Source organism: Alteromonas gracilis (assembly GCF_036870955.2).
Lineage (GTDB): Bacteria > Pseudomonadota > Gammaproteobacteria > Enterobacterales > Alteromonadaceae > Alteromonas > Alteromonas gracilis_A.
This window is the reverse complement of the sequence record NZ_CP145482.2, coordinates 717,037-734,113: the sequence shown is the minus strand read 5'-3', so window position 1 is coordinate 734,113 and position 17,077 is coordinate 717,037. Positions and strand designations below refer to the sequence as shown.

Here is a 17,077-nt window from a genome sequence, read left to right as displayed (position 1 = left end):
TACAGGTAACTGTTTTATTTATACCGATATTTATGCTTTCAAAAACATATACGTTTAAAAACGTAGAGGAAGTAGAAGCACAACTTGCACACATTAAGCAATTTAACGCTTCACTGGTTATTGTTTATGCCGCGCCCCCTTATTAAACAATTCACGCCTATTTACGGCAATAAAAGCTATATGCAAACACTGTGTTGGTTGCAGCACCGCTGGTGAAATAAGAGGGCAGCAAGTTTCAGACGACAGTATTTGTCTGGTCGCCATACGCTTCGAAACCAATGCATATGTTGATGTTTTTAGTGAACAAATTACGTCGATGAATGCCTCATTTAAAACCGGAGAGGCGCTTTCTCAACAACTCGCGAAAAGCAGTCTGAAAGGTGTATACGTGCTGGCTCCAGGCTTAGACATCAACGGTACAGCGCTTATCAATGGCTTAACTACGCATTTACCTGAGCATGTGGGTATTAGTGGCGGTCTTGCGGGGGACAGCCGGTGTATTTGAGAACACGTTTGTATTAGGCCCAGATGGAATTGATTCGCGCCAGGTTGTAGCGGTAGGTTTCTATGGTGACAACCTTCAGTTCGGGTATGGAGCTCGCGGGGGGTGGCGCTCATTCGGCCCCGCCAGGCGCATTACTCAAGCTCAAGAAAATATTCTATATCAACTCGACGGCCAGCTGCGGCGCTCGACATCTATAAATTGTATTTAGGTGACTACGCCGATCAACTCCCATCTGCTGGGTTATTATTTCCATTTGAAAAGCTCACAGACGAAGGAAAACCAACAGGGCTAATTCGCACAATATTGGGCGTTGATGAAGAAAAAAAGCCGTAATATTGGCGGGAGAAGTTGAAGAAGGACACTATTTGCGGTTAATGCATGCATCAAGCGATGATCTTATCGACGGCGCCACAGAAACCGCCAAACTAGCTACATCTCAACTGCCTGCGTACCAAATAACTAGACCTGCGCTAACCGCCACCAAAGAAAACGCGCTTGCTCTAATTACGAGCTGTGTAGGGAGAAAATTGGTCATGGGCGACCGAGTCGAAGAAGAAATCGAAGAAGCCAGCCGGATTATCCCCCAAAACACCGCTATAGCTGGGTTTTATTCGTATGGAGAAATAAGCTCGAATGCAGAATCGTTAAACAGAGAGTTATATAACCAAACAATGACGATGCTATTAATCAAGGAATGCCTTTGAATTCTTTACTCTCTCGTCAACTTCGCAAAGCGTTTAAACTTCAAAGCGACGACGCACTTAACGAATGGTTAGACTTGCTCAACACCGTTTCAGATGATGCACAGAGCGACAATCAAGGTACTTCCTTGATGACCGCACAGAAACTTAAGCGTGGTTTGTTAGCGTTAATTCCCAAAGTGGATGATAGCTACAATTTTAATCAGCGGGATTTGAGTTTGCGCGACCGTAGCTTGCAACTCAGTTCCAAAGAGCTTATGGCGGCAAACGAAAAAATACGCCAAGAAAATAAGCGACAACAACACGTTATTGAAACCTTACGTCACTCAGTAAACAAACTGCTGACAGAGCAAGGCAAGCCCGCAATTGATAAGAACCATACTAATCTTTCCGAGCTATCGGCGCTGGTACTTGAGCTTGTTAATGAGCAAAAGCGATTGGAAAACAGACTTCAATCGGCTTATAAGCAAGCCAAAAACGCCAATAAAGCAAAAAGTGCATTTCTTGCAACGATTAGTCATGAAATAAGAACGCCAATGAATGCCATTATTGGCCTTACTCATCTTGCCCTAAAAAGTGACGACAGCGATATGAAGCACACCTACTTAGAAAAGGTGCAGGCAAGCTCAACATCCTTGTTAGAACTCATCAACGGCATTTTAGATTTTTCGAAAGTTGAAGCGAATAAAATTGAAGTAAGTAATGAACTATTCACTCTTGCCAGAATTATTGAGAAGCTCAGCCATATTTTTCAAATAAAAGCGAGAGAGAAGCATCTTCAGCTCCTGTTTGATATTCAGTGCAATCCAAACATTCAGTGTTCGGGAGACAGCGAGAAAGTTCACCAAGTTCTGGTCAATCTTTTAGGCAATGCTATTAAATTTACTGAGTCTGGCTACGTTCTACTTCGAATAACCAAAGCGCAAAATAATCTCTCATTTTATGTGTGCGACTCGGGCATTGGTATAAGCCCTGATAGCAAAGAGAAACTCTTCAATCCCTTTGTACAAGCCGACGCGACCATTTCTCGCCGCTATGGCGGCACGGGGTTAGGCCTCACTATTGGCAAACGATTAGTTGAGATGATGGGCGGAGAGCTCATACTAGAAAGTGAAGTAGGCAAAGGCAGTACCTTCTCTTTCACTCTTACACTCTGTGATGACAGTGATGATGAAAGTCAAAGTGCTCCTCTACCTATTTCGATAAGCGAAAATGTATTGTGTATAACTGCTGGCAAAGAAGTGAAACTTGGGGTCAGTGTGCTGCACGACGCCTTCAAACGCCTTGGCGTTAGTTGCACTATGTTAGAAATGGAATGTGATCAGTTTCCTTCGTTCGCGTCACAATCTCTCGCTTTTTTACCCGAAGATGAGAAGTATTGGAAACGATTCTTGAATCTGTTGCGTTTTGGCGACTTCGAACACTTAAATCTAAGCACGATTATCAGCCCGCTTAGCAAACTCGACGTTAAAAAACGTATGGGGAAACTCTTTAAAGAGAGCTACAATATTATCGAACTTCCCTTTACTGACTCGGAGCTTATTTCTTCAATTTCACCAGTGAATGAGTCTAGAATTATCACGAATGAATTTGGGCTAGAGAGCAAATACTGGCGCAGAAAACGCTTAGGTGGAAAGCGTGTTTTGGTGGTCGATGACGACCTCATAAGCCTTGAGATAAGCCAACAAATACTCAGCGATCATGATATTGACGTAACCACGGTAACAAATGGAGAGCAGGCTCTTGACCTCTGTAAGCATATTAACTTCGACGCGGTACTGCTAGATTGCTATCTACCTGGCATTAGCGGTTTTGAGGTCGCTGAACAACTTACGCTCTCAGAGACCTGGTTTACGCCCATCATTGCTTTAAGTGCTGACGAGACTGCACAAGGAAAAAAACAAGCCTTGATATCCGGTATGTGTGAGCACTTGGTTAAACCTGCAAGCCCTGACGACATATTACATGCCATTGATATGCACATACATTCGGGTTATACCGAATTAATGCCTGAACAAGGTGAAACTCCTCATAATGACCCCCTATTAAAGTTTTACCATAACTATAGGCAAGCTGACGTTATGACAACGCTTTTAGAGGTCATGGCCACAGAAAACATAGATGACCCTTTGCTTGATAAACTGCTAGAAGACGCCATCGATATAGGCGCAACAAATTTGGCGCTTTCATTAAAAGACATAATGAAAGGATCATCGTCCAAGGCGATGAGTTTTGCTGAGCGAGTGTCGCTCATGTCGATGCAACTCGACGCTACATTTAGGCTTATTGCGCATTCGGTGAACCATATGGAGTCGAAACGTAATACGCCTTCATTTGATAAAGACGGCATCATCGCGATAATCGACAATATTATTACTGCACTTGAAGCCTATGACGCAGAGGCCATTCACGAAGTGGGAGAACTTGCCAAACGCCTTCGCCATACACAATACAATCATTGCATAAGCAGTATTAGGCAACACGTAGGCATTTACGACTTCGATAGCGCGCTAGAGGACACAATGCAGCTTAAAAATGATATTCAACATGGGCAACCGACACCACATGAGTAACGAAACTTTTAGCATACTTGTTGTAGATGATGAACCAGCCAATATCGATATTTTGTTAGGGATTTTAAAACCTTTCTACAATGTCAAAGTGGCGCCTTCAGGTGTAATTGCACTAAAAATTGTCGAACAATATCCTCCTGACCTTATTCTTCTTGATGTGATGATGCCTGGCATGGACGGCTTTGAAGTATGCCAAAAGCTTAAGTCAGACCCAGTACTTTCACAGATCCCAATCATCTTTGTGACGGCGTTAGTACAGGGCGAAAATGAAGAACGAGGTTTCTCAGAAGGTGCTGTAGATTACATCACAAAACCTGTATCACCTAGCATCACGCTTGCTAGAGTCAAAACACATTTAAGCCTTGCGCATCAAATGAGGACCACTGAAAGTTTGGTGAGAAAGCGCACCGAAGACCTAATGAAAAGCCAGCAAAGTGCAATCAGCATGCTGGCGGCAGCAGGTCATTACAACGATACTGATACTGGACACCATATATGGCGAATGGCAGCGTACAGTAAATGTTTGGCGCTGCGGTGTGGATGGTCATACGAACAAGCATCACTCCTCGCCCAGGCTGCGCCTATGCATGATACGGGAAAGATAGGCATTCCCGATAGCATACTAAAAGCCCCTCGTAAGCTTACCGACGCCGAAATGACAATAATGAAAACCCATGCCACGATTGGGCACACTATACTTGCACAATCAGACACACCACTTTTTAAAATGGCAGCCGAGATAGCATTGTGTCATCACGAAAAATGGGACGGTTCTGGGTATCCTGCAGGACTTATTGGTGAAGACATCCCGCAAAGTGCCCGCATTGTCGCAGTTGCTGATGTATTTGATGCGCTGACCATGAAACGGCCTTATAAAGCACCTTGGTCTGATGACGACGCTTTTGACTATTTACAAAAGAATGCATCTTTGCATTTCGACCCTTGTCTTGTGGATTTTTTTGTAGAAGCAAGAGACGAAATAGTGGCGACCAAGCAATATTGGAATGATTTAGAAAAAGAAGGCACTTTGCCTTCCATTGATAACTTTCTGCCACAAGTGGTTTATTAAAACAAAAAAAGGTCACCAATGGGTGACCTTTTTAGTACTTATTCAGCACAAAAGCTAACTTGCTCCTAGCTCTTGCGCAATAGCGTCAGCTTGTCGCTTCTCGCCTTGAACAAACTGCTTCCACTGCTGAGCCATAGCGCGGCTCTTCTGGTGCTTTTCGGCCTCAGCTAGTTGGTTAAGTGCAAGGGCGTATTGCTTTTTATTATAAAGCGCCATGCCTTTGATCAAGTAAACCAAACCAGGGTTACGCAGTTCGCCCTTTTCTACAGCACGATCTGCAGCGGCAATCGCATCGTCAAAGCGCTCTTCATTAAGCAGAATTTGTGCAAGCTGCGCATCCAATTCACCGTCTTCAGATAGCTCTGCCGCCTGCATCATTACAGGAATCGCTTTGTCTTGTTCTTTAGCAAGTGACCAGCTTTGACCTAAGAATTTCAAATTGCGTAGGTTCTTTTCAAGCACACCTTCACTCATCGCTTGTTCCATCAACTTCGCGCCTTTATAGGGAACGCGGTGATAATAATAAAGCTGTGCCATATTAAAGATGTCTGCTGATGTTTCAACGAAACCGCGCTGGTACGCTGTTTCCATGATAGCAAGCTGCTTGCGCTCTTCGCCAAGTTCACCGTACATACCAGCAAGCTGGATCCAGTACTTAGGCTCGTCGAACAACTTCACCATCTTAATAAGAACATCTTTCACCTTTTCAGGTTGTTTTAGTTCATAAAAGATAGCGCGTTGAAGTATCAACCAACCTTCGTCAGGGATCATACCTTCAGCTTCATGGTCGGCAACCGCTTCTGAAATCCAAGTAGACGCTTGCTCATACTGCTTATTTTGGTAATAAGCCTGTGCTTTGATCACTTTGTTTTTAACTGGAATCGGACCAGCATTCAGTGACTCCCAGCGCTCAAGATACGTGATGGTTTCGTCGTAGTTGCCCTGCATTAGATTGAGCTGCGCCAAGCTGAAAAGCGTCGTCATTTCAAACTTTTCAGGAATAGGCTGCTGCTCAACAACTTTGGCAAACGATTCTAGCGCCTTCGCGTAGTCTTCGTTGTTGTAATAAATGAAGCCGAAAAAGTTGTACATCATCGCTTTTTCGTATGCATTCATTGAGCTAGATTTATCTTCTACCTCTTTGAGAATAGCAATGGCTTCTTCAACGTTACCTGCATCATCTGCTGCTGACTGAGCGCGCGCAAGCTGTTCGTAAACTTTGCCACGCAACGTCGGTACACGGCGCGTTTTCTTTTCACTTGCTTTCTGCTCTTGTGCTACAGCTTCTGTGGCAACCAACATGCTAGGCACAGATACCAAGGCCGATGCAAATGCAAACGCCAGTGCACTAAGCAATGTATTCGTCTGTTTTCTCATCATGTTCTGTTACCCATCAATTTGGAACGTAATACGGTTTTGAATGCCTGATACTTCTGTTGCTTCGCCGTTTACCACTCGAGGCTTATATTTGAACTTCATTGCAGCATCAATAGCTGCTTGTTCAAAAATACCTTGTGGGTTAGCTTCAACTACAATTGGATCACGCACTGCGCCTTGCTTTGTTACTGTAAACTCAACAATAACAAACCCTTCAATACCACGTTGAAGTGCACGTCTTGGATAAACTGGCGCCACCTTAACAATAGGAAGATATTCACCGTCACCTGATTCCAGCGCTAAACCGCCTTCAAGTGAAATGTCATCACCAACGTCTGCACCAAAGTCCATCGACGTACCTTCTGCATCTGGAGAAGGCGAGTCCATTTGAGGCTGCTCCATTTGTGGAGGCGGCTCTTCAGGCTTAGGTGGCTTTTTGGGCTTACGATCTTTCTTCTCAACCTGTTCATCCTGCTTGACCCTTACAAAGTCAAGCACGCTTCCCTTTGGCGGTTCGGTTAGTGCGCTGCCACCCATCTTGATCAACGATTGCATCAAGAAGAACAGGCCTAACGTGATCGCAAGGGAAATAACAAATGCGATTAAATATCGTGGCATGATTTATTGCTCTTGGGCTGCAATCGAAACATCGTAAGCGCCAGCAGCTCGTGACGCATCCATAACCTTAATCAGTGTTTCTGTTGTTGCTTTTTTATCAGCTTGAATAACAACAGAACCCTGCGGGTTTTCTGCACGAAGACGCTCAATGTTCGCCTGTACTGCGCGAACGTCGATACGACGCTTATTAATCCAAATTTCGCCTTTATCAGAAATAGCGATAAGGATATTAGCGCGGTCCTTTTTAACAGCCGTTGCTGCTTCAGGACGGTTAACATCAATACCGGCTTCTTTCACAAATGACGCAGTCACGATGAAGAAGATCAACATGATAAATACAACGTCCAGCATGGGCGTCATGTCGATGTTTGCTTCTTCCTCATCGACTAGGTTTTGAAAGTGCTGCTTCATAATAAATACCTTACCTTAATGCCAATGAGGCATTAACGTTGAATAATCAATGCATCCTCAAGATGCGTGCGTTCTGATTTAACCATACGGGTTAACCACGTAGCGGCGAATACGCCTGAAAGTGCGCCAACCATGCCCGCCATTGTGGGGATAGTCGCTTTCGATACACCTGATGCCATTGAACGAGCGTTACCTGAGCCCGCAATCGCCATTACATCGAACACTTCAATCATACCGGTTACCGTACCCATCAAGCCCAGTAGCGGACAAAGCGCAACCAGTGACTGAATAATGGGAATGCTGCCATTTAGGCGCATGGTCAATTGTGAAATTGTTTTCTGACGAACCTGCTCAGCGAACCAAGAAGAGCGATCTGCACGTGCAGTCCACATTGCAATCGCGTCTTTCTTTGCTTGCTTGTGCCAAACCATCAGATACAACGCACGCTCGAGGATCAAAAGCCACATAACGAATATCAACAGACCGATGACCAGGAGAACCTGGCCACCTGTTTCTGTGAAATCGCGAATTGCTTCCAGAAACTCGATCATGATTAGCCTCGCTCAGCGCGCTCTGCAATTACGCCAGACGCTTGTTCTTGTAGGATGTACACGATGTTCTTAGAACGCGTGTTAAGCATTGCATAAAGCAGTGTCATTGGAATCGCTACAACAAGACCGAGTACTGTTGTTACAAGTGCTGTTGAGATACCACCAGCCATCAGTTTAGGGTCACCTGTTCCGAACAAAGTAATTGCTTGGAAGGTGTTAATCATACCCGTTACTGTACCTAGTAGACCCATAAGCGGTGCTACAACAGAGATGATTTTAATAATGGTTAGGTTACGACCTAGCTTAGGCACCTCACCCAAAATTGCCTCGGTTAGGTGAAGCTCAAGCGCTTCAACATCAGCATCTGGGTGCTCATCACGTACTTTAAGTACACGGCCAAGCGGGTTGTTTGTGTTAACTTCTTTGCTCTTAAGCTGCTTGTTCACTTTCATGCGCGTTAGCGATAGTGTAACTAGGCGCTCAAGTGCTAATAGTAGACCGAATGCACCAACGATAAGGATAATGTAACCTACCGGACCACCTTGCTCTACACGCTCTTGAAGGTTAGGCGCTTGAACTAGAAGACCTAAGATAGAACCACCTGTTGGGTCGATACCAAACTGGACAAGCTCACCGTTAGAACCTTGTAGCTCGGCAGCTGAACTCATGTAACGGTCAGCAGGCTGACGTACTAGTTCAGATACTGTACCTGTAACACCGTTGTACTCAAGGTATTTACCGTCAGCAACAAGCGCAAACGGACCTACACGTACTACAGACTTATTCACTTTAGCACCGCCCGCTTCAACAACGTCAGTTGTGAAGGTGGTCACTTTGCCCGCTTCTGTCATTTCGCGCTGCATTTCAAACCATACGCGCTCAATCTCTTCAATCGACGCTAGCTTAGAGCTTGAACCCATGTCCTGTGCCATCTTATCAAGAAAGTCAGCACGGCCTGGAATTTGTGCAGAAACTACAGAGTTGTAGAATTTGTTCTTTGTATCGCCAGCGATTTGCTGCAACACACCGAATAACTCTTTAAGTGAACCAAGACGCGTGTCAAGTGCACCGTTAAGGTCGGCTAGTTTGAATTCGTTTTCTTCAAATTGTGTTTCTAGTTGCTCAGACTGTGCAAGCATCTGGTCGCGTTGTTCGCGAGTTTCGCGAAGAATACGATCTTGCTCAGCGCGCTGTGCCTGGAAATCGCGCTCACGCTGTTTATTCTGCTCTGACTGTGCAAACTGACCTTCTTCTAGTTGCTTAAGAAGTGCGTCTAAGTCCATTGCACGGTCGCTTTGTGCGAAGGCACCAACGCTGATGCTAAGGGCTGCTAGACCAACAGCGATACGTTTTACTGTGTTAAACATTTCTCATCAACCTCTTAGTCTGTAATTGCCACTGGCAGCATTAGCAAGTCTGGAGCAAGTTGCTTCTTAGCCATGCGCAGACCTTTAGTAATTTGTGTACGGTAGCTGCTATCAAGCTCTTCCCACTGACGGGTTTGCTTATTCCAAACACCTTGCATACTTGCATCGCGTGTTTGGTACATTAGCGCTGTACGACCTAGACGTAAAAATTCAACGTCGCGCTCTTGGCCGTTAATCGTGTGAATGCCGCTGTACGCTTCCATTGTGCGACCGTAATCCATTTCTACTTGGTATGCTTCCATCACGCGGCGGAATTTTTCAGATGCTGCAACGTCTGCGCGGTCCATCATGGCGCGAAGGTCAGCAACGCGGTTAGCACGTTCTTCAGGCAAGAAAGGCACATCAAGTGCAACAAACTGCTCAAGGCCGTCAATCATACGCATCATTAGTGGCGTGATTTGACGCTCTACTACAGATACTTCATCAATGGCAGCATTTAGGTCAGCCATTTCTTGTTCTTGGCTGTTGATCTGCTTACGAAGCTGAGAGTTATATACCTCAAGACCTTCGATTTCTTTCATCAATGTTTTGAACTGTTGAAGTTTGCTGTCAATTTGATCGGTAATACCGTTAATTTTCTCTTGCGATTTTGCCGCTGACTCGTTTATTTTCGCTGCCTCATCGACAACGGGTTTTAAGACTTCATCGTCTTGTGCAAGCACTGGTGTCGCAACTAGCGCACCCGCAACAAGCAAAGCATTGATAAGCTTCATACATTCAAACCTTTAAAGTTAAAAGAAATCGGATTTTTCCGACTATAAATTTCTGCGCGTAGGATAGGATTTTTCTGTGACAGTTTTATTACAGGACTGTCATAAAACGATGACTGCCTAAACAATCAACGGACAACAAGATAAAACAAAAAGGCCCAGTTAATTACCGGGCCTGTGTAACATTAGAAGTTGTAAGTAATTGATGCGTTAAAGCCAGTACCTACCGTAAGTCGACGTAGGGTCAAACCTTCTTGCTCAATTTCTTTTTCATCATCAAAGATGTTCTGAATACGAAGCTTGATGGTCGTATTGAAGTCAGGATAATAAGTGTAAACCGCATCCAATGAATGGAATGGCTTCTCAATACCATCTTCAAAACCACGCACGCCCGGTGCAATGATACGCTCACCAAATGAGTTATATACCAATGATGCAGAGTGCTCACCGTTTGAAGAGTCCCAACCTAACTGAAGGTTAGCGACCCACTCAGAGTGACCAACTAAACGACGCTGGTTATTGGTTATTGTTGCCGTAACCGTACCGCCGTAAGCTTCACGAGCCTGCTGAGAGAACAGGGAGTCTTGGTCGTCAGCACCGATAGTTACTTCTGAGTCAGATAGCGTCATGTTGCCTGACACAAAGAAGTTGCTAAAGTTATCACCGATGAACGCCAAGTCATGTAAGAACTCAAACTCGATACCGTACAACTCACCTTCTTCACCGTTAGCCGTTAGTAGCTGAGGTACACCTTCACCACCGTCGAACTGAACCATTTCAATTGGGTTTTCCATGTCTTTATAGAAAAGTGCAATTGATAGGTTGTTACCTTGAGACATGTACCATTCCCAACGGAAGTCAACGTTAGTTAACTCAGTTTCAACTAGCGAAGGTGAACCACGCACTAGGAACTCAGTTAATGGGTCGATAAAGAACGTAGAACTAATGTCACGAAGATCCGGACGAATTAGCGTCTGAGATACATTGAAACGGTACTGCATTTCTTCACTTGGAATATAAGTAAACGCCAATGAAGGAAGCACGTCAGTTTCGCTATAAATGCTATCGACAATAGCATCTGTATCGTCTGCAAATGTGTCAGTATGTTCAACAAACGGAATTGATACCTGTTGGAAGTCTTCATAACGGAAACCGCCACTTACGCGGAATTTCTGATTGAAGAAGGCATCAGCCATGAAGTAACCTGCCGTTAGCTTAGTCGCCGCAGAGTACTTATCGCCTTCACCCGTATTGTCTTGGAATACAGAGCGACCCGTTGAGCTTGTGTAGAAGTCATCGTTGTAGATATTTTCTGGAGAGAAGATATCACTTAGACGGCTGCCTTCTTTAAAGTCCGCTGAAATACCGAAGTGACGGATAGCAAGGTCAATGTTGTTACCATCACGGGTTTTGTCGTAGTAATCCATACCTGCTTTAAGTTCGATGTCATAGCCGTCTCCAAAGAAAGCAGTAGACACATTAAAGCCATAAGTATCAGATTCATCAAACAGAACTTGGAACTGACGGTTCAAGTTAGTTCCAGGCGTATCATCAAGACGTTCAAGAGTTAGCGTACCATCGTCATAAAACTGCTGGAAGGTTACTTCCATGATGTCAGGCGCTTCACGTGATGCACGACTTGTACCTACATACCAGTCAAAGAATACACCATCGAGAAGATTCAAGAAATTGTGCGTACCTTTAAGCTGTGACGACACCATTTCACGTTCTTCGAAAATGATATCCATACGGCGGAATTCTTCGATGCCAGGATCTGATTCACTTTCATCAAAGTAGAAACCGTCACGTACACGGTCACGCATATCGTGAAGCATCATGTTCACAAGCTCAACTTTATGGTTACTGTTGTATTCGTAACCAACGTTGAACATACCGCTCCAGCGCACGTTTTGCTCTGTTGAAATCATGTCGCGGAATTTGGTGAAACGCGGATTATCTTGACCACCACCAATGTCATTACCAAGCAGCTCTTCTGCTACGGTCCATTGGTTGCTGTAAGATACTGTCGCAAGAAAACCGAGTACTGAATCATTATCGAAAACGTAGTTGTTTCCGATTGTTGAACCAAAGCTAAAGTTAGGGTCAACAGATTTGCTTTCTGGGCCGATATCCCAGTTAAATGAACCTAGGATATCTTGGGTTTCAGCTAACGTTCTTGAGCGGTCGCCTTCAAAACCTGCAGAGCCGTTGGCAGCTAGGCCAGCACGGATGATATCAGGTAGTGCACGTGTACCGTCGTCGCGGCCTGTCCAATCATCACTGCCACCAGAATAGAACACACCATCATCGCTGTTCTGGGTATTCCAGCCTGCGCCAAGGTTTACGTTGAATACGAACTCAGTGGGAATAGACTTGGTACGAATGTTTACGTTACCACCACCAAAATGACCAGGCATGTTTGGTGAGTACGACTTCTGTACGTTCAAGCTTTCAATGATAGTGGCAGGGAATAAGTCAAGCGGAACAACAGAGCGCGTTGGGTCCGGACTTGGTACCGTCATGCCGTTTAGCTGAGTACTAGAATAGCGCTCACCCAAACCACGTACATAGATAAATTTACCGTCAACAAGCGTAAGACCAGTTACACGACGAAGCGCCGCTGCGGCATCGCCGTCATAGGTACGAGAAATTTGTTCAGCACCTAGGATGTCGGCAACGAACGCCTGATTCTGACGTTCCTGTAGTACGGCTGTCGCTGTACCTTTAAGTCGCGTTCCTGTGGCAACAACTTCTTCGATCACCTCATCTTCAGACTGCTGTGCTACAGCAGAAAGAGGTAATGCGCTTGCACTTAGAATTGACGCGATTGCCAACGATAGTCCACCGACCTTAAACGCTGACGATTGATTATTTTTCATTATGGAAACTCCTAAGGAACTGTAATCAGGTAGCTGCTTTAACACAAAAGCTAAGGCGCAATTACGCCTTAGCTTTATCGTGTTTTGCAATCACTTATTAGTCTTCTAGACCAACTGTTACCCAACCCAGTGTCCAATCAGATTCACCATCGAATGCACCTTGGAAGTCTGTGCTATCGAAGAATGAATCTAATGTTGAGGCGTCGAAACCCGAGCCTAGTAGTACTGAATCGCTGTTTGGCGTTAGGCCTGATAGGCTTAGTGCATCAGTATTTGCTAAAACGCTGTTGCCTTCCTGACCTTCAAACCATGCTTGTGTAGTGTCACCGCCAATGGTGTCTGAACCGAATGCACTGGTTGATGCGCAAGCAACTGTTGAATGCGTAACCGTTAGTGAACCCGCTGCAGCGTTAGCAATTGACTCGTCGCCGTTAACACGTAGGCAGTTGCTGTAGTTCTCGCCACCTGTTACAACTAGGTTTTTGATAGTACCTGCTGTACCGTTGCGAAGACGTACGCCGTTAGTACCGTCTGCACCAACGATTGTAACGTTAGATACTGTTGGTGTAGTTAGTGGATTCCAAGAAGGGTTATCTTCATTGTTGTCCGCTTCAAACGCGTTGTCGCCACCAGCAGAACCTTGCTTGATAACTACGTATTGCGCTTTACCTGTCCAACCGAAAGACCAGTCTAGAGAGTCATCACCAATCGCAGTTAGTACGATGTGGCTAACGTTTACTGTGCCACCGAAGAACTCAACACCATCGTCAAGGTTTTCGTGAACTTGTACGAAATCAACTTCAGTACCACGGCCAACACCCGCAAATGAGATACCGTTTAGCTCATCACCAGCTGCTAGTGCTTTACCCGCATGCTTAACGATAACGTAGCGAAGCGTACCAGAGTTATCATCTTCGTCTGCGCCGCCGTATAGACCCGCATCACCTTCTGCAGCAACACCACAGTTAGCTAGCTCTTCATCAGATGTATCAGCATCGTCACCAGTGTTACAAAGGTTAGTAGGTGCGTTACCTAGGATAACCATACCGCCCCACTGACCGATTGCAGTTTCACCGCCAGTCATGTCTTCAGAAGACGTAAACGTGATAGGTAGTGTTGCAGAACCGTTCGCTTCAATTTTTGAACCGCGGCGTACTACTAGGAAGTCGTTACCGTCTTCACCAAATACGGTTGTACCACGCTGAATGTAAAGCGTTGCACTATCAGCATTGTCATTACCTACCGCAGTACGGCCTTTGATTAGCCAGTGCGCGTCGTTTGTGAAAGAAACGTCTGACGTGAATACCGTGTCAGCAGCAAGCTGGTATACCGGCTTATCCGTGATTGACGGGAAGCTTGCAGAAACGTCTGTTGCAAGGTTCTGTGCGAATGCGCTGGTTACTTCAGCTGGAATTGAATCGTTAACCGCTACAGTCCAACCTTCCATCCAGTTGTTGTCACCGTCGAAGGCACCGATGTAGTCAGTCGCTACGAAGAAATCATTTTCTTCAGAAACGTCTGCGCCGTTACCTAGAAGCGGAGAGCCAGAGCGAGGCGTGAAGCCATCTGTTGAAAGCATTAGTGCTTCAGCAGTCAATACGCTGTTGCCGTCCTGACCTTCAAACCATGCTTGCGTTGTACCACCGCCGATAGTGTCAGAACCGAAGTTTGCGTCAGTTTCACACGCTACTACTGCGTTTTCTACTGAAAGCTCACCAGATACCGCGTTAGCAATTGATTCGTCACCGTTAACACGTAGGCAGTTTGAGTAACCTTCACCGCCAGTTACGACTAGGTTGCGAACGTTACCAGCCGTACCATTACGTAGACGAACACCGTTAGTACCTGCTGCACCAACGATAGTTACGTTAGAGATAGTAGGCTTAGTAAGTGGCGTCCAAGCTGGGTTATCTTCGTTGTTGTCTGCTTCAATTGCGTTATCGCCACCTGCTGCAGACTGCTGGATGTATACGTTTTGCGCATTACCTGTCCAACCGAAAGACCAATCTAGAGAGTCATCACCAATGTCAGTAAGTACTACGTTACGTACGCTCACTGTACCACCGAAGAACTCGATTCCGTCATCTAGGTTTTGGTGTACTTGAATGTACTCAACTTTGGTACCTGAACCGATACCTGCAAATGAAATACCGTTTAGCTCATCACCTGCTGCAAGAGCTCGACCTGCGTGCTTAACAACCACATAGCGAAGTGAACCTGTGCTATCTGCTGGGTTGTTACCACCGTAAAGACCCGCATCACCTTCAGCTGCAACACCACACGCTGTAAGCTCTGCTTCAGACGTATCTGAGTCATCACCAGTGTTACATAGGTTAGTTGGTGCATTACCTAGAAGTACGATACCACCCCATTGGCCGATACCTGTTTCATCACCTGTTAGGTCTTGTACTGAAGTGAAAGTAATTGGCGCACTTGCTGTACCGTTAGCTTCAATCATTGAGCCACGACGAACAACCAAGAAGTCATCACCTTGCTCACCAAATACTGTTGTACCTTGCTCGATAAATAATGTCGCGCTATCTGCGTTATCGTTACCAACCGCAGTACGGCCTTTGATTAACCAGTACGCGTCGTTAGTAAACGTTACGTCGGCAGTGAAAGTAGTGTCTGCTGCTACTTCGTAAACCTAACTTATCAAAATCAGGGAAGTCTGCAGAAACGTCAGTTGCAAGGCCTTGTGCGAAAGCGTTTTGAACGTCAGTTGGGAAACCACCATTAACGCCTACTGTCCAACCTACAGTCCAGTCGCTGCCGTTAGGGTTGAATGCACCAATATATTGACCGCCACCCAGTGCTACTGGAGACGCTGCTGTTGGGAAGTAACCGTTGTCTTCAAGAAGAAGTGCAGATGCTGCTAGTGTGCTGTTACCAGACTGACCTTCAAACCAAGCTTGCGTCGACTCACCACCAATGGTGTCTGAACCAAAGTTGTTTGCTGGTGTTTCACACGCCACGATTGAATCTGTGATAGATAGTTCACCAGACTCTGCGTTAGCAATCGCTTCATCACCATTTACACGTAGGCAGTTAGTCGCTAGTGAAGAACCTGTTACTAGTACGTTTGAAAGCACACCTGCTGTACCGTTACGTAGACGTACACCGTTTGTGCCGTCTGCACTTACGATAGTTACGTTAGAGATAGTAGGCTTAGTAAGTGGTAACCAAGACGGGTTATCTTCGTTGTTGTCCGCTTCAATTGCGTTGTCGCCGCCGTCAGCTGACTGCTGGATGTATACGTTAGTTGCGCTACCCGTCCAACCGAAAGACCAATCTAGAGAATCATCACCGATGTCAGTAAGCACAACGTTGCTTACATTTACTGTACCACCGAAGAATTCGATACCGTCATCAAGGTTTTGGTGAACCTGAATAAAGTTAACCGTTGTACCTGAACCGATACCTGCAAATGAAATACCGTTAAGCTCGTCGCCAGACGCAAGAGCTTTACCTGCGTGCTTAACCACTACGTACTCAAGCGTACCTGAGTTATCTTCAGGGTTGTTGCCGCCGTAAAGACCTGCATCACCTTCTGCAGAAACACCACAGTTAGTGAGTTCTTCTTCAGAGGTATCTGCGTCGTCACCCGTGTTACATAGGTTTGTTGGTGCGTTACCAAGAAGTACAACACCACCCCATTGACCGATAGACGTCTCTTCACCCGTTACGTCTTGAACTGATGTCATTACGATTGGCGCAGAAGAAGTACCTGATGCTTCAATTTGTGAACCACGGCGAACGACTAGGAAGTCATTACCGTCTTCACCGATGACTGTTGTACCTTCTTCGATAGTCAGTACAGAAGCATCTGCGTTGTCATTACCTACCGCAGTACGACCTTTGATGATCCAGTGCGCGTCATTAGTAAGTGTCATGTCCTGTGTAATAGTTAGATCAGTATCTAAACGATAAACAGGCTTGTCTGTAATTGTTGCTGAGAATTCGCTTGAAACATCAGTAGCCAAACCTAAAGTAAACGGTGTGTCTACGTCAGGCGTAGTCGGCGTAGTAGGTGTTGTTGGTGTAGTCGGAGTTGTTGGTGTAGTTGGTGCTACAACCTCATCACCTTCATTGATTACAATATCACCGCCGCAGCCTGCAAGGACAAGTGCAGTCGTGATTGCACTTACCTTAAATAAGTTACGAATTTCCATTAAATTCTCCAGATTAATTTAGTACGGATTTTAAGGTTTCGTAGAGGTTAAAGGAGATCGGTGACATTTTTGTTACAAAACAAA

The 17,077-nt window shown here is 45.4% G+C and carries 15 protein-coding genes; 6 read left to right on the top strand and 9 right to left on the bottom strand.

The features are described from left to right. Window positions 1-169: 169 nt before the first annotated feature. From V6N89_RS03560 to V6N89_RS03535, 6 genes are read left to right on the top strand one after another with little or no spacing between them, the layout of a single operon-like run. Complete coding sequence (locus tag V6N89_RS03560; protein ID WP_346993778.1) at window positions 170-505, top strand: FIST N-terminal domain-containing protein; 336 nt, start codon at window positions 170-172, stop codon at window positions 503-505. Further along, a complete protein-coding gene (locus V6N89_RS03555) occupies window positions 459-713 on the top strand; it encodes an FIST N-terminal domain-containing protein (protein WP_346993402.1) in 255 nt (84 codons plus the stop codon). The genes V6N89_RS03560 and V6N89_RS03555 overlap by 47 nt, the downstream gene beginning before the upstream one ends. Next, window positions 608-838, top strand: coding sequence for a hypothetical protein (locus tag V6N89_RS03550; protein WP_346993826.1), 231 nt, complete (start codon window positions 608-610; stop codon window positions 836-838). Before V6N89_RS03555 ends, V6N89_RS03550 begins: the two co-directional genes overlap by 106 nt. Before the next feature lie 2 nt (window positions 839-840). Beyond that, window positions 841-1,209 (top strand): FIST C-terminal domain-containing protein, encoded by a 369-nt coding sequence (locus V6N89_RS03545; RefSeq protein WP_346993401.1) that lies wholly within the window; start codon window positions 841-843, stop codon window positions 1,207-1,209. Beyond that, the gene (locus V6N89_RS03540; protein WP_338516385.1) at window positions 1,206-3,779 is read left to right on the top strand and encodes an ATP-binding protein; all 2,574 of its coding nucleotides are present in this window, start codon (window positions 1,206-1,208) and stop codon (window positions 3,777-3,779) included. Before V6N89_RS03545 ends, V6N89_RS03540 begins: the two co-directional genes overlap by 4 nt. After that, on the top strand, window positions 3,772-4,848 hold the full coding sequence (locus V6N89_RS03535) for a response regulator (protein WP_431189764.1): 1,077 nt from the start codon (window positions 3,772-3,774) through the stop codon (window positions 4,846-4,848). The genes V6N89_RS03540 and V6N89_RS03535 overlap by 8 nt, the downstream gene beginning before the upstream one ends. Before the next feature lie 54 nt (window positions 4,849-4,902). Here V6N89_RS03535 and V6N89_RS03530 read toward each other — a convergent pair whose 3' ends face one another. The 9 genes from V6N89_RS03530 to V6N89_RS03490 form a co-directional block, all read right to left on the bottom strand. Further along, window positions 4,903-6,228 (bottom strand): tetratricopeptide repeat protein, encoded by a 1,326-nt coding sequence (locus V6N89_RS03530; protein WP_338516383.1) that lies wholly within the window; start codon window positions 6,226-6,228, stop codon window positions 4,903-4,905. A 6-nt stretch (window positions 6,229-6,234) separates the two neighbouring features. After that, a complete protein-coding gene (locus tag V6N89_RS03525; RefSeq protein WP_338516382.1) occupies window positions 6,235-6,843 on the bottom strand; it encodes an energy transducer TonB in 609 nt (202 codons plus the stop codon). Window positions 6,844-6,846: 3 nt separating this feature from the next. Continuing rightward, complete coding sequence (locus V6N89_RS03520; protein WP_338516381.1) at window positions 6,847-7,254, bottom strand: ExbD/TolR family protein; 408 nt, start codon at window positions 7,252-7,254, stop codon at window positions 6,847-6,849. A gap of 32 nt (window positions 7,255-7,286) precedes the next feature. Then, window positions 7,287-7,805, bottom strand: coding sequence for a MotA/TolQ/ExbB proton channel family protein (locus V6N89_RS03515; protein WP_159623988.1), 519 nt, complete (start codon window positions 7,803-7,805; stop codon window positions 7,287-7,289). Between the two features lie 2 nt (window positions 7,806-7,807). Next, window positions 7,808-9,172: a MotA/TolQ/ExbB proton channel family protein gene (locus V6N89_RS03510; protein ID WP_338516380.1), complete on the bottom strand. Its 1,365-nt coding sequence runs from the start codon at window positions 9,170-9,172 to the stop codon at window positions 7,808-7,810. 14 nt (window positions 9,173-9,186) lie between these two features. Then, complete coding sequence (locus tag V6N89_RS03505; protein WP_159623990.1) at window positions 9,187-9,945, bottom strand: DUF3450 domain-containing protein; 759 nt, start codon at window positions 9,943-9,945, stop codon at window positions 9,187-9,189. Between the two features lie 182 nt (window positions 9,946-10,127). Further along, on the bottom strand, window positions 10,128-12,821 hold the full coding sequence (locus V6N89_RS03500) for a TonB-dependent receptor domain-containing protein (protein WP_346993400.1): 2,694 nt from the start codon (window positions 12,819-12,821) through the stop codon (window positions 10,128-10,130). A 97-nt stretch (window positions 12,822-12,918) separates the two neighbouring features. Next, window positions 12,919-15,300, bottom strand: a complete 2,382-nt coding sequence (locus V6N89_RS03495) for a hypothetical protein (RefSeq protein ID WP_338516376.1) — start codon at window positions 15,298-15,300, stop codon at window positions 12,919-12,921. A gap of 115 nt (window positions 15,301-15,415) precedes the next feature. Beyond that, on the bottom strand, window positions 15,416-16,993 hold the full coding sequence (locus V6N89_RS03490) for a hypothetical protein (RefSeq protein WP_338516374.1): 1,578 nt from the start codon (window positions 16,991-16,993) through the stop codon (window positions 15,416-15,418). Between the last annotated feature and the right edge of the window lie 84 nt (window positions 16,994-17,077).

Bases quoted from the DNA above. Each gene is read 5' to 3' on its own strand.
- V6N89_RS03530 (WP_338516383.1), bottom strand. From the start codon at position 6,228: ATGATGAGAAAACAGACGAATACATTGCTTAGTGCACTGGCGTTTGCA.
- V6N89_RS03490 (WP_338516374.1), bottom strand. From the start codon at position 16,993: ATGGAAATTCGTAACTTATTTAAGGTAAGTGCAATCACGACTGCACTT.
- V6N89_RS03500 (WP_346993400.1), bottom strand. From the start codon at position 12,821: ATGAAAAATAATCAATCGTCAGCGTTTAAGGTCGGTGGACTATCGTTG.
- V6N89_RS03510 (WP_338516380.1), bottom strand. From the start codon at position 9,172: ATGTTTAACACAGTAAAACGTATCGCTGTTGGTCTAGCAGCCCTTAGC.
- V6N89_RS03505 (WP_159623990.1), bottom strand. From the start codon at position 9,945: ATGAAGCTTATCAATGCTTTGCTTGTTGCGGGTGCGCTAGTTGCGACA.
- V6N89_RS03555 (WP_346993402.1), top strand. From the start codon at position 459: ATGTGGGTATTAGTGGCGGTCTTGCGGGGGACAGCCGGTGTATTTGAG.
- V6N89_RS03515 (WP_159623988.1), bottom strand. From the start codon at position 7,805: ATGATCGAGTTTCTGGAAGCAATTCGCGATTTCACAGAAACAGGTGGC.
- V6N89_RS03535 (WP_431189764.1), top strand. From the start codon at position 3,772: ATGAGTAACGAAACTTTTAGCATACTTGTTGTAGATGATGAACCAGCC.
- V6N89_RS03520 (WP_338516381.1), bottom strand. From the start codon at position 7,254: ATGAAGCAGCACTTTCAAAACCTAGTCGATGAGGAAGAAGCAAACATC.
- V6N89_RS03525 (WP_338516382.1), bottom strand. From the start codon at position 6,843: ATGCCACGATATTTAATCGCATTTGTTATTTCCCTTGCGATCACGTTA.